At 35.4% G+C, this 12,714-nt stretch carries 10 protein-coding genes; 9 read left to right on the plus strand and 1 reads right to left on the minus strand.

Translation table 11 applies throughout. The features are described from left to right. Nucleotides 1-102 precede the first annotated feature (102 nt). Genes nirB through GJJ64_RS08360 form a run of 4 tightly spaced genes read left to right on the plus strand, consistent with a single transcriptional unit; the run spans nt 103 to nt 5,208 of the window. Nucleotides 103-2,607 (plus strand): nitrite reductase large subunit NirB, encoded by a 2,505-nt coding sequence (nirB, locus tag GJJ64_RS08345; RefSeq protein ID WP_154287351.1) that lies wholly within the window; start codon nt 103-105, stop codon nt 2,605-2,607. Nucleotides 2,608-2,644: 37 nt separating this feature from the next. Continuing rightward, on the plus strand, nt 2,645-3,028 hold the full coding sequence (gene nirD, locus GJJ64_RS08350) for a nitrite reductase small subunit NirD (RefSeq protein WP_081987655.1): 384 nt from the start codon (nt 2,645-2,647) through the stop codon (nt 3,026-3,028). A 51-nt stretch (nt 3,029-3,079) separates the two neighbouring features. Further along, nucleotides 3,080-4,030, plus strand: coding sequence for a bifunctional molybdenum cofactor biosynthesis protein MoaC/MoaB (gene moaCB, locus GJJ64_RS08355; RefSeq protein ID WP_154287352.1), 951 nt, complete (start codon nt 3,080-3,082; stop codon nt 4,028-4,030). A 2-nt stretch (nt 4,031-4,032) separates the two neighbouring features. After that, on the plus strand, nt 4,033-5,208 hold the full coding sequence (locus tag GJJ64_RS08360; protein ID WP_154287353.1) for a molybdopterin molybdotransferase MoeA: 1,176 nt from the start codon (nt 4,033-4,035) through the stop codon (nt 5,206-5,208). A gap of 2 nt (nt 5,209-5,210) precedes the next feature. Here GJJ64_RS08360 and GJJ64_RS08365 read toward each other — a convergent pair whose 3' ends face one another. Beyond that, nucleotides 5,211-5,903: a Crp/Fnr family transcriptional regulator gene (locus GJJ64_RS08365; protein ID WP_154287354.1), complete on the minus strand. Its 693-nt coding sequence runs from the start codon at nt 5,901-5,903 to the stop codon at nt 5,211-5,213. A 528-nt stretch (nt 5,904-6,431) separates the two neighbouring features. Here GJJ64_RS08365 and GJJ64_RS08370 point away from each other — a divergent pair. The 5 genes from GJJ64_RS08370 to GJJ64_RS08390 all read left to right on the plus strand — a co-directional run bounded on the left by GJJ64_RS08370 (nt 6,432) and on the right by GJJ64_RS08390 (nt 12,708). Further along, nucleotides 6,432-8,033, plus strand: a complete 1,602-nt coding sequence (locus GJJ64_RS08370) for an alginate export family protein (RefSeq protein ID WP_154287355.1) — start codon at nt 6,432-6,434, stop codon at nt 8,031-8,033. 18 nt (nt 8,034-8,051) lie between these two features. Next, nucleotides 8,052-9,248: a CmpA/NrtA family ABC transporter substrate-binding protein gene (locus GJJ64_RS08375; protein ID WP_154287356.1), complete on the plus strand. Its 1,197-nt coding sequence runs from the start codon at nt 8,052-8,054 to the stop codon at nt 9,246-9,248. A gap of 85 nt (nt 9,249-9,333) precedes the next feature. Next, nucleotides 9,334-10,122 carry a nitrate ABC transporter permease gene (gene ntrB, locus GJJ64_RS08380; RefSeq protein ID WP_154287357.1) on the plus strand — a complete coding sequence of 263 codons (789 nt, stop codon included), beginning with the start codon at nt 9,334-9,336 and terminating at the stop codon, nt 10,120-10,122. 19 nt (nt 10,123-10,141) lie between these two features. After that, nucleotides 10,142-11,017 (plus strand): ABC transporter ATP-binding protein, encoded by an 876-nt coding sequence (locus tag GJJ64_RS08385; RefSeq protein WP_154287358.1) that lies wholly within the window; start codon nt 10,142-10,144, stop codon nt 11,015-11,017. A 383-nt stretch (nt 11,018-11,400) separates the two neighbouring features. Next, nucleotides 11,401-12,708 (plus strand): NarK family nitrate/nitrite MFS transporter, encoded by a 1,308-nt coding sequence (locus tag GJJ64_RS08390; protein WP_154287359.1) that lies wholly within the window; start codon nt 11,401-11,403, stop codon nt 12,706-12,708. Nucleotides 12,709-12,714 lie beyond the last annotated feature (6 nt).

Below are 12,714 nucleotides of genomic sequence, written 5' to 3' on the forward strand. Positions count from 1 at the left end.
TATATGATTTATGAAACATTTATATTAATTTTTTATAATTGTTTTTATAAAAAGCATGATTTATATCATGTTTTACTTTAAAAAAATTTAATTTATATCAATATGAGCGCAAAACAGAAAAAAAACATCATAATTATTGGCAATGGAATGGTTGGATATAAGTTTTGCGAGAAAATTATTGCCAAATCTGATGACTTTAACCTTATAGTATTTGGTGAAGAACCCAGAAGAGCCTACGATAGGGTTCATTTAAGTGAATATTTTAACGGAAAAACCGCTGAAGACCTCAGCATGTCTCCAGCAAATTGGTATCAAGAAAACCACATAACCTTACATTTAGCAGATCCTATTTTAGAAATCAACAGACAAAATAAAACCGTTCATTCTCAAAAAGGCATTTTACAACCTTATGATTACCTCGTTCTAGCAACAGGCTCTTCTGCTTTTGTACCTAACATCCCTGGTGTAGAAAAAGAAGGTGTTTTTGTATATCGCACCATAGAAGACCTAGAACTGATGAAAAACTACGCTTTAAAAGCTAAAAAAGGTGCTGTTATGGGAGGCGGTTTACTGGGTTTAGAAGCAGCAAAAGCACTGCTAGATTTAGGTATTGCAGAAACCCATGTGATAGAATTTGCTCCACGCTTAATGCCTAGGCAAATTGATAGTGCAGGAAGTAAACTTCTTCAAAATAAACTTCAAGAATTAGGGCTCCAAATACATCTTAATAAAAGTACCAGCGAAATTGTTGGTAATGGTAAAATAGAAGCCCTAGCTTTTAATGACGATACGCAACTTGAGTTAGATATGTTGGTTATTTCTGCCGGTATAAGACCAAGAGATGAACTTGCAAAACTAGCAGGCTTAGAAGTTGGCACCAGAGGCGGAATTTTAGTTAACGAGAAACTACAAACCAGTGACCCTAACATTTTCGCTATTGGCGAATGTGCTTTATACAAAGACATGATTTACGGCTTAGTAGCCCCAGGATATGAGATGGCCGAAGTTGTTGCTGCAAATATTTGTCAGCAAGAAAAGTATTTCTATGGCTTTGATATGAGCACCAAACTTAAATTGATAGGTGTTGATGTAGCCAGTTTTGGCGATGCCTTTGTTACTGAGCCTGAAGGTAGAACCATTGTTTTCGAGGACACTCATAAAGGTATTTATAAGCGAATTAATATCACTAATGATGGAAAATATCTTCTTGGCGGTATTCTTATTGGCGATGCTGATGCCTATAACATCTTATTACAAACGGTTAACAACAAAATTGTTTTACCACCAAACCCAGAAGATTTAATACTGGGTAGCCGTGGCGGAGAAACTGATGGTGGTGCTGGGGTTATGAGCTTGCCAGACGATGCTTTAATTTGCTCTTGCGAAGCTGTTACAAAAGGCATGATTTGCAGTGCCGTTAGCGATGGCACAGCAAGTTCTATAGACGATATAAAAAAATGTACCAAAGCAGGTACCGGCTGCGGTGGTTGCGTTCCTTTAGTTAAAGATTTAATTACCGGAACCATGCAAGAAAATGGCGTTTACATCAAAAACGTTATTTGCGAACATTTTGATTATTCTAGACAAGAACTGCTAGATCTTATCAAAATCAATAAAATTAAAGATTATGATACCGCTTTAGACCATTTTGGTAAAGGTGATGGATGCGAGGTTTGCAAACCAGCTATCGCCAATATTTTGGCTGGTATTTGGAATGATTTAATCCTTAAACAAGACACCATACAAGATAGTAACGATAGATTTTTGGCTAATATCCAAAAAGGAGGAACTTATTCTGTGGTACCTAGAATTCCGGGCGGAGAAATTACTCCAGAAAAACTTATCGTGATTGGGCAAGTAGCCAAAAAATATAACCTCTACACTAAAATAACAGGAGGGCAAAGAATAGATTTATTTGGCGCCCACTTGAGTGATTTACCCGCTATTTGGGAAGAACTTATTGATGCTGGCTTTGAAAGCGGCCATGCTTATGGCAAATCTTTAAGAACCGTAAAAAGCTGCGTAGGAAGCACCTGGTGTCGTTTCGGCCTACAAGACAGCGTAAGTTTTGCTATAGAAGTAGAAGACAGATACAAAGGCTTACGCTCGCCACACAAACTTAAAGGTGGTGTATCTGGCTGTATAAGAGAATGTGCCGAAGCGCAATCTAAAGACTTTGGTATCATCGCTACAGAAAAAGGCTATAACTTATATGTATGTGGTAACGGAGGCTCTAAACCTCAGCATGCTTTATTGCTTGCCGCAGATATCGATAAAGAAACCTGCATCAAATACTTAGATAGATTTTTAATGTTTTATGTAAGAACTGCCGACCCGTTAACCAGAACAGCAACTTGGCTAAACAAGATGGAAGGCGGCATTACCTATCTCAAGAATGTAATCATAAACGATAGTTTAGGCATTGCCGAAGAACTTGAAGCTGCTATGCATTACCATGTTGATACCTATAAATGCGAATGGAAAGCAGCCATAGAAAATCCAGAGATGAGAAAAAGATTTGCACACTTTGTAAATGCCCCAGAAGAAAAAGACCCAACCGTAAAATTTGCCCCTATGCGTGAACAAATTAAAGCAGAGGCTTGGTAATTTTCCATAACAGATTAAAGATTTAAACACCAAAATTATGAGCGAGATATTAGAATTAAACCATCAAATAGAAACCACAGCAGTTTCTGAAAATTTATTTTTTGCTTGTTATACAGATGATGTCCCTCAAAATGGCGGAGCTTGCGTAAAATATAAAGACACACAGATAGCTATCTTCAATTTTACTCGCCGTGGAGAATGGTACGCTACACAAAACCTTTGTCCGCATAAGCAGCAAATGGCATTATCTAGAGGGATGATTGGCAGCACCGGACATGATTGCGAACCTAAGGTTGCCTGTCCTTTCCATAAAAAAACTTTCTCTTTAAAAAGTGGAGATTGCCTTAGTGGCGATGACTATTCTATTAAAATCTACCCAGTTTTAATTGAAGAAGGTAAAGTTTATATCCGTATAGATTAAAGCGTAAAAAATTTAAAGCGATGCTTACCTTTGAAGCAAAGCTATAGCAACATGAGAGATATCAGCAGCAAACAAATAACTTTAAGAAGTGCAACCGCAGTTGGAGCTATTTTTTGTTCCAAAGAAACCATTGCACTAATTAAAGAAGAACAACTTCCTAAGGGAAATTTATTTGATGTTGCTAAAGCAGCAGGCTTTATTGGTGCTAAGCTCACCCCACAATTGCTACCACACTGCCACCCTGTTGCCATTGATGGTATGGATTTAAAATTTGAATTTTTAAACCCAGAACTTCATCAACATTGGTTTAACCAATCTTTATCAGGCAAAAGTGGCATCATCATCTATGCCGAAGCAAAATCTATTGGCAGAACAGGCATAGAAATGGAAACCTTAACTGCCGTTTCTGTAGCAGCATTAGAAATTTACGATATGCTAAAGCCTGTTGATAAAGCATTGGAAATATCAGGGATTAAACTGCTAGATAAAAAAGGTGGCAAAAGCGATAAGAAGAAGTTCTTCGCTACCTCTCCTACTTGTGCTATTTTAGTATGCTCAGACAGTACAGCAGCAGGCAAAAGAGAAGACAAAAGCGGCATCCTTATCAAGGAAATGCTTACTAATGTTAACGCTAATGTAACAGATTATCAAATAGTTGCTGATGATAAAACTAAAATTCAAGAAACTATTTTAGCTTGGGTAAAGCAAGACATCCACTTTATATTTACCACTGGCGGAACAGGCCTTGGCCCACGCGACAATACCGTTGAAGCTGTTAAAGAAATTTTAGAAAGAGATGCCGATGGTATCACCGAGGCTATGCGTAATTTTGGCCAGCAACGCACCCCATTAGCCATGATGAGCAGAGGTGTAGCGGGCTCCATCTCGCACAGCTTAATTATAACTTTACCTGGTAGTACAGATGGCGCAAGAGAATCTTTGGAAGCTATACTGCCAGCAGTTTTTCATGCCAGAAAAATGATGAAAGGCGGAGGTCATTAATCATGATTTCTTACCAAAAAGCGCTAGAAACTATCTTATCAAAAGCAAAATCTTTTGGTACCGAAGAGGTGCATTTAGATGATGCTTTAGACCGTATCTTAGCTGAAGATATTTTTGCCAATAGAGATTTTCCGCCTTTTAACAGAGCCGCTATGGACGGTATTGCCATCAACATCCAAGATTTAGAAAAAGGCATTTCATCATACCATATAACAGAAACGATTTATGCCGGAGACAATAGTTTTAAAAAATTAGCAAGTGGCGAATGCTATAAAATCATGACTGGTGCTGCTGTTCCTGAAAGTGCTAATATCGTCATCCGTAACGAGGATATTTTGTTTGAAAATGGAACAGCAAAATTGAACATTGATAGTTACAAAATTTATCAAAATATTGCCCAAAAAGGACAGGATTTAAAAGAAGGCGAATTGGTTTTACAGCAAGCCAGCCAAATCAATACAGCAAAAATTGGCTTGTTAGCCTCCTTAGGGAAACACATATTAAAAGTACAAAAACTACCTCAAGTGGCTGTACTAACTACAGGAAACGAAGTTGTACCTGTTCATCAAACAGCATCGGCAACACAGATAAACAATAGCAACTTACATTTATTAAAAGCTTTACTCAAAAAACTGGGGATAAATCCTGTAAAAGCAGAGCATCTTACTGATGAAAGAGATTCACTCAAAACAGCTATTGAAAATGCACTTAGTGCAGATATCATCATTTTAAATGGTGGTGTTTCTGCCGGAGATGCCGATTTTATACCAGAAATTTTAGAAGAATTAGGCACACAAAAGCTATTTCATAAAGCAGCCATAAGACCAGGAAAACCAATTTGGTGTGGATGTTTAAACGATAAAATTGTTTTTGCCTTACCTGGAAATCCTTTCTCTTGTTTGGTTACTTTTAAGATTTTTGTTGAGCCTTTTATTTTTTCTTGTTTAGGAATACCTAACCTAAATGAACAACTACCTTTAGGTTTTACTAGGACAGGAAAAACATCATTAGATGAGTTTTTTCCTGCTTTCAATAACCAAAAAGAACTACAGTATTTACCTATCAATGGCTCAGGAGATATTAGATTAGGATTACATGCTAATGCCATTGCATGGCACCCGGCTGAGATTACTGATTTAGAGAAAGGAGAGCCTGTTTTTTTCAAGCCCCTTCAATAATTTTAAATAATAATATTAGTTAAAGCCGCTAATTTAGACCTATCACTAATGATAATATCCTTTCCTTCCAGACGTAATATTTTATGATCTACTAATTCATTTATAGTTCTGAAAACAGTTTCATAAGTAGCTCCTGCGTAAGAAGCTAAATCTTGTCTGGTTAAACTGATATTTAAGCCTCCATTTGGTGTACTTCCAAATTGTTCTTCCAAATTAAATAGGGCTTGCGCTACCCTACCTTTTACAGACATGTGGGCCAAATTCCTCATTTTACGTTCAGATTCCTGCAATTCATCAGCAAAGAACAACAACAGTTGGTAAGTAAACTCATTATTTACCTTTAATGTAGCATTAAAAAATTCTAAGCCAATAAAACATACTGTTGAAGCTTCTAATGCCGTTGCTGATATAGGATATACCGAGCTTTTACTCCCCAAACCTCTGTGCCCTATAACAGCTCCTTTATTTGCAAACCTTACAATAAGTTCTTTATCACCCCATTTTTTATGCACTTTAACTATTCCATCAAAAACAAAATAGACACCTGTTACTTTTTCTCCCTCTTCAATAATTCTTTCGCCTTTTTTTACTTGAAATGTTCTTCTGTGAGCATGAATAGCCGGATGCCACTCCTTTAAACACATTTTACACATAAAACAAGTCTGTAAATCACATTCTACTTTACTTTTTTTCATTTTTATTTCGTTTCTAAGCAAATAAAATAAGCTTTTTGTGGTTTTTTAACATATTATATTGAAAATACCATAAAATAATTCTTAAAAAGCATATTTTAAAACCTCTAATATGAATTAAACACTAAAAACATGATTAATTTCATATAAAAATCGAATTATTTTTTTAAATAAGTGAATTTTATAATATTTTTTATTAAAAATAAAGCCAAATTTTATATGAAAACAATAAATACATATAAATTTTATTTAAAATTTTAGATATTTATTGTGTTTTTATTATAAAAAAGTAAAATTAAAAAGATTTAAGAGGTATTTTATTACAAAAAATATAAAATTTATCATTTTTTGTAAAATTTTTAGCACATTTTTATTATATATATTATATTTATCACATAAAAACATGGTAAAAAATTTAAAATATATAATAATGAACAAACTCAACTAAACATAAATAAAAAACCCATCAGGAAGTCGCAATTCCTAATGGGCTAAATAGTCAACTTGCTCACACAAATTAAACTTAAACAAATGTATAAATTTTTATCAAACCGTGTAAGGTCTTGTCGCATAGATTTTACACTCCTAAAAGCAACACTTCAAGATAAGAAAGTAATCTTTCAGAAACTTCTTTACATCTTCCTTTTATCTTTATCATCCATCCAGACACACGCCCAATTTTCTTTAACAGGTCAAATAAGACCTCGTGGCGAAGTAAGAAAAGGCTTTGCAAACCTGGTTCCTAATGGTGCTAAAACAGCAGCTTTTATTTCACAAAGAACTAGATTAAATTTTGGTTACAAATGGGATAGACTAACTTTTGGAGTAAGCGCACAAGATGTAAGAGTTTGGGGGCAAGATGCCTCTACCATATCACAGGCAGATGGCAGCCGCTTTATGCTTCATGAAAGTTGGGCCGATTTAACCTTAGCAAATAAAGCTGATACAACTATCAAATTTAAGCTTTTTGATAACCTATCTTTAAAAATTGGCCGACAAGAATTAATTTATGATGATGCCCGATTGATAGGTAATTTAGACTGGCTTCAACAAGGACGCAGGTTTGATATGGCGCTGTTAAAAGTGGTACACCAAGGGTGGCAAGTAGATATTGGTTATGCTTTTAACCAAAATAATGAAAACTTTGCCAGAACCAATTATGTGCCTGCAAATATTCCGGCAAGTGTAAAAAATAATAATGGCGTTTTGGTACCCACACCTGCCAACATGATACCTTTAGTAAATGCTGCAGGTAATAGTGCTAAAACAGGCACCCCTACATTCACAAACCCACCCAATACTAATGGCGGAAACCAAGATTATAAAAACTTTACTAGTATTTATGTAGCCAGAAAATTTGGTCAAACTAGAATTTCGGCTCTTTATTTTCATGATGAATTTGGAAAATACCGACTAGACAGTGTAAATAGCGGAGGAGGAAAAGTTTACGGAAGATTTTTTGACATCAACGGAACGCATAACAGAAATACCTTCGGCGCTATGATTACACCTGTTTTTGGCAATGCATCAGGCTTTGGCAAAGTAGCTGTACAAGCGGCTTACTATCATCAAAACGGACATGATAGAGATGGCAAGAAGCTAGATGCTTACCATTATACCATTAGCGCCAATTACAGTAAAGGCAAATTTACTTTAGGTCCCGGTTTTGACTATTTATCGGGCAATAAAACAACAACTCCTACAACTGAAAGTAAGAGGTTTGATCCTTTATATGGCACACCACATAAGTTCTGGGGCACCATGGATTATTTTTACGCTCCAACAGGCTCACCTGCTGCCGGTTTAAAAGATTATTACTTTAAAACCAAATTTACCGCCAATCAATTTTATGTTATAGCAGACTACCATTTGTTTGAAACAGCTCAAGCTTTAGCTAATAGCAATTCTCAAAAACTCGGGCAAGAAGTAGATTTAGGCATCAATTATACCCTCAATAAATTTACTACGGTAGAACTGGGCTACTCTATCATGAAAGCAGAAGATAATATGGTTATCGCAAAAGCTCAACCTGGATCTCCTGCAGATTATAATAAAACAGGGCATTTTGGTTATTTGATGATTAACATCAAACCAGATTTCTTATATACCAAACCATCAGCTATTAAACAATAACATTAATCCTTTTATATCATGAAACGTATTAAAAACTACCGTTTAGGGGCATTTTTTGCCCTCATATTAGCACTTAACACCTTAACAGTTAGTGCAAAAAAAATAAAACTAGGTTTTATCCCTTTAACAGATTGCGCTCCATTGGTAGCCGCAAAAGAACTTGGCCTTTTTGCTAAATATGGTTTAGATGTAGAATTATCTAAAGAAGCATCTTGGGCAAATATCAGAGACAAAATCCTTAACGGTGAACTAGACGGCGCACATTGTTTATTTTCTATGCCTTTTTCTGTTTACACTGGTATTGGCGGAAAAGCAGGTTCTGAAATGAAAATTGCTATGGTACTAAACAATAACGGACAAGCCATAACCCTATCTAAAGATTTTTGTAACCTATTAGGATATAAAGAAATAGCTAAAGTTGGTGCCGCCATCAAGAAAATACAGGCTAGAAAAGAAGTAACCTTTGCCATGACTTTCCCAGGTGGAACCCATGATATATGGCTACGCAACTGGCTTGCAGCAGCTGGTGTTAATCAAAAATCGGTTGGTATTATTACCATTCCTCCGCCGCAAATGGTAGCCAATATGAAGGTTGATAATATGGAAGGTTTTTCTGTAGGCGAACCTTGGAATGGTGTTGCAGCATCACAAGGCATTGGTTTTACTCACATAGCTTCGCAAGATATCTGGAAAGATCATCCAGAGAAAGCTTTAGTTGTAAATGCAGCATTTGCCAACACCAACAAACAAGAACTCAAACAAGTAATGAAAGCCATTATTGAGGCTTGCAAATGGCTTGATGTATTGAGCAACAGAAAAAAAGCAGCTTCTTGGTTAACTAAACCTTATTATGTTAATGCACCATTAGCCGTGATTGAAGCCAGATTAATGGGCTCTAGCGATTTGGGATGCGATTTAGGCGTTCAAAGATACAAAGGTGACTTTATGACTTTTTACAAGGGAGGCCTTGTAAATACTCCTAAAAAATCATACGGCATGTGGTTTATGGCTCAATATGTAAGATTTGGAATGCTAAAAGCAGAACCTAACTACAAAGCCATTGCAGAAAAATTAGTACTCGATGATTTATTTGCCGAAGTAGCTAAAGAAATGAAAGTACCTATCCAACCAGATATGGTTCCTTTCAAAACAACCTACGATGTAAGTTTTGACCCTGCAAACATTGGCGCTTATCTAAAAACTACCAAAAAATAAATATCAATTTAGTTTAGGTTTGAAACCCTTTTGTACTACCTAAACCCCTAAAGTGTAGTACAAGGGTTTCTTTAAAAACAACATTATGAAAAATACATTCATTAAAAACACCATCGGCCAAATCGTATCTTTTGCAGCCAGCATGCTTTTATTATGTTTGATATGGCAGGGTATCACCATTCTTACAGAAAGTGAAATACCAGGCCCAGTTGCTACTTGGCAAGTTGCCAAAGAAATGTTTGCCGAACCATTTTATGATTACGGTCCAAATGATAAAGGCATAGGATTACAACTTACCGCATCTTTATGGAGAGTATTTTTAGGTTTCAGTATTGGAAGCTTAATAGCTATTCCTTTAGGGATATTAATGGGCTCTTCTAAATTTATCATGCGCCTTTTTGATCCTATTGTCCAGATTCTTCGTCCGGTTTCACCTTTAGCATGGTTCCCTTTAGGCTTATTGGCGTTTAAAGCCGCTGCCGGAGCTACCATATTTATCATTACCATTACCTCTTTATGGCCAACTTTAATTAATACATCCTTTGGTGTAGCGCACATACCGCAAGACCATAAAAATGTAAGCAAAGCTTTTGGCTTTTCTAAGTTTAAATACCTTACTAAAATTTTAATCCCCTATACCCTACCCCACATGATAACAGGGCTAAGACTATCTATTGGTATAGCTTGGATGGTAATTGTTGCCGGCGAAATGCTTTCTGGAGGCTCTGGTATTGGCTTTTTTGTATGGGATAGTTGGAACGGCCTTTCGTTAGAAAAAATCTTAGTTGCTATTCTAATTATAGGCAGCGTGGGCTTATTACTAGATAAATTCTTTAATACTTTAAAAATGGCTTTTGCCTGGGAAAATAAATAACCTTTTAAATCTTTTAACGATGAAAAATTTAACACAAGAAGAACTAGATCTTTTACAGGCTGAAGAAGCCGAAACCAAAGAAGAAATAGCTAAATTATTAGCACCAACAGCTATCAAAATTAAAAATGTTACCGTTTCTTTTAAAAGCAAAAAGGGCTTATATACCGCTTTACAGGATATTAGTTTGGATATTAAAAAGGGAGAAATCATTTCTTTAATTGGGCATTCTGGTTGCGGAAAATCAACTTTAATGAATACCATTTCTGGGATGGTAAACCCAACAAGTGGAGAGGTAATTGCTAACGAACAAGTAGTAAAAGGACCCGGACCAGACAGAGGTATCGTTTTTCAAAACTATTCTCTATTACCATGGCTTACGGTGTTTCAAAATATATATGAAGCGATAGACTCTTCTTTTAAAAACATCTCTAAAGAAGAGAAAAAAGCTATCGTTGAAAAGAACCTAAAAATGGTAAACCTTTGGGAGCACCAACACAAATTACCTGGTCATTTATCTGGGGGAATGAAGCAACGTGTTGCTATAGCAAGAGCTTTTGCTATTAACCCTAAAATTTTATTACTTGATGAACCTTTTGGTGCTTTAGACGCCTTAACCAAAAGCGCTATGCATATAGAACTTCTAAAACTTTGGAATTTAGACAATAGAGATAAAACTATTGTAATGGTTACCCATGATATTGAAGAAGCCATCTTTTTATCAGACAGGGTAGTGGTTTTAAACAACGGCCCAGCATCAACTATTAAAGAAATTGTAGATATACCTTTAGAAAGACCAAGAAATAAGAAAGAAATCGTTCATCATCCAAAATATAAGGAAATACATGATAAATTATTGAGCTTATTGATAGATAAATTCTCTATTTCTGATTATTAGGCAAATAATCAAAGTAATAAACTGATTTTTCATCGATAAAAACTCAAATAAAAAAGGTTTTTAAGAATAATTGACCAAATAAAACAACTAATAAAGTAATTTTTACAAAAACAAGCCTCTTTTTTTGAGTATTTCGATTAAAAAATCATCAATAATTAAACATAAGTCATAAAAAATCATCAAAAACCAATATAAATAACACATAAATATTACTAAAATCATATAAATTAACGTATTTGACTTAAAAATTTGTCTTAAAATATTACTTATGATAAATTTATATCAATAAAAAGAACATTTGTTATCTATTTTTTTAATGAATTTTAAAAATCATTCAAAATTTTTCAATTAAATAGATTTAAAATCAGTCAAATACAATAATTATGATAAAATCAAGCGAAAAACCACTAGAAAAACTCAACTTATTTAGTATAAAAGGCATACAAATGAGAACATTTCATATTACATGGCTCATGTTTTTCGTTTGTTTCTTCGGATGGTTTGGTTTAGCTCCTTTAATGCCAACCATAAGAACAGAGCTTGGTTTAAGCAAAGCCCAAGTTGGCAACCTTATTATAGCCTCTGTAGCCTCTACCATCATAGCCCGGTTAGTAATAGGAAGGCTATGTGATGTTATAGGGCCACGTAAAGCGGCAATTTGGTTATTATGCTTGGGTTCTTTACCTGTGTTTTTAGTTGGTTTGGCCGATTCTTATGAGACTTTCTTACTGTTTAGGCTAGCAATAGGCTTTATAGGAGCATCTTTCGTGATTACACAATACCATACTTCTATGATGTTTGCTCCAAAAATTAAAGGAACCGCTAACGCAATAACCGGAGGATGGGGAAATTTAGGCGGTGGTGTTACCAATATGGTAATGCCCTTAATTTTTGCTGCTATTGTAGGCTTTGGCTATACTGATGCTCAAGCCTGGAGGTACGCCATGATTGTACCAGGATTAATGATGCTTGTAGCCGCCTTTTTATATTGGAAATATACTAAAGATACTCCTGCAGGAAATTTTGACGAGATTAACAAAGAGAAATCAGCCGCAGTTAAAACAGATTGGTCTATTTTGGCAGATTGGCGAGTTTGGGCTTTAACTTTAGCATACGCCATGTGCTTTGGTATGGAAATAACCTTTGACAACATAGCCGCTCTTCATTTTGTAGACTCTTTTGGGCTATCGCAAAGTAGTGCCGGCTTTTGGGCTGGTGTATTCGGTTTCATGAATATTTTCGCCAGAGCGATGGGCGGCATCGTATCAGACAAAACCGGATTAAAATACGGTTTAAAAGGTAAAGGTATTTTACTAGCTATAATGTTGTTGTTAGAAGGTTTTGGCTTAGTATTATTTGCTTTATCAGGCTCGTTTGTATTAGCCATTGTTTCTATGTTAACCTTCGCATTATTTTTAAAAATGGCTAATGGTGCTACTTATGGCATTGTGCCTTTTGTTAATGAAAAAAATGTAGGGATGGTAAGCGGTATTGTTGGTGCCGGCGGGAATTTAGGAGGCATGGCCTTTGGTTTCTTGTTTAAAGTAGAATCAATCAGCTATGTTCAAGCATTTCAATATATAGGCTACATCATCATTCTCGTTTCCATCATTATCCTCATTACCAAATTCTCTACAGAGAAAACACAAGCTGTTGATACTAAAGACTTATCCTTAAAACCATTGAAATAATTGAAA

The sequence above is a fragment of the Pedobacter puniceum genome, from assembly GCF_009674685.1.
In the GTDB taxonomy this organism is placed as follows: Bacteria; Bacteroidota; Bacteroidia; order Sphingobacteriales; family Sphingobacteriaceae; genus Pseudopedobacter; species Pseudopedobacter puniceum.

What these genes read in the sequence shown, in the direction of transcription:
- ntrB (WP_154287357.1), top strand. Translation starts at nt 9,334, where the DNA reads ATGAAAAATACATTCATTAAAAACACCATCGGCCAAATCGTATCTTTT.
- GJJ64_RS08390 (WP_154287359.1), top strand. Translation starts at nt 11,401, where the DNA reads ATGATAAAATCAAGCGAAAAACCACTAGAAAAACTCAACTTATTTAGT.
- GJJ64_RS08375 (WP_154287356.1), top strand. Translation starts at nt 8,052, where the DNA reads ATGAAACGTATTAAAAACTACCGTTTAGGGGCATTTTTTGCCCTCATA.
- GJJ64_RS08365 (WP_154287354.1), bottom strand. Translation starts at nt 5,903, where the DNA reads ATGAAAAAAAGTAAAGTAGAATGTGATTTACAGACTTGTTTTATGTGT.
- moaCB (WP_154287352.1), top strand. Translation starts at nt 3,080, where the DNA reads ATGAGAGATATCAGCAGCAAACAAATAACTTTAAGAAGTGCAACCGCA.
- GJJ64_RS08370 (WP_154287355.1), top strand. Translation starts at nt 6,432, where the DNA reads ATGTATAAATTTTTATCAAACCGTGTAAGGTCTTGTCGCATAGATTTT.
- GJJ64_RS08360 (WP_154287353.1), top strand. Translation starts at nt 4,033, where the DNA reads ATGATTTCTTACCAAAAAGCGCTAGAAACTATCTTATCAAAAGCAAAA.
- nirB (WP_154287351.1), top strand. Translation starts at nt 103, where the DNA reads ATGAGCGCAAAACAGAAAAAAAACATCATAATTATTGGCAATGGAATG.
- GJJ64_RS08385 (WP_154287358.1), top strand. Translation starts at nt 10,142, where the DNA reads ATGAAAAATTTAACACAAGAAGAACTAGATCTTTTACAGGCTGAAGAA.
- nirD (WP_081987655.1), top strand. Translation starts at nt 2,645, where the DNA reads ATGAGCGAGATATTAGAATTAAACCATCAAATAGAAACCACAGCAGTT.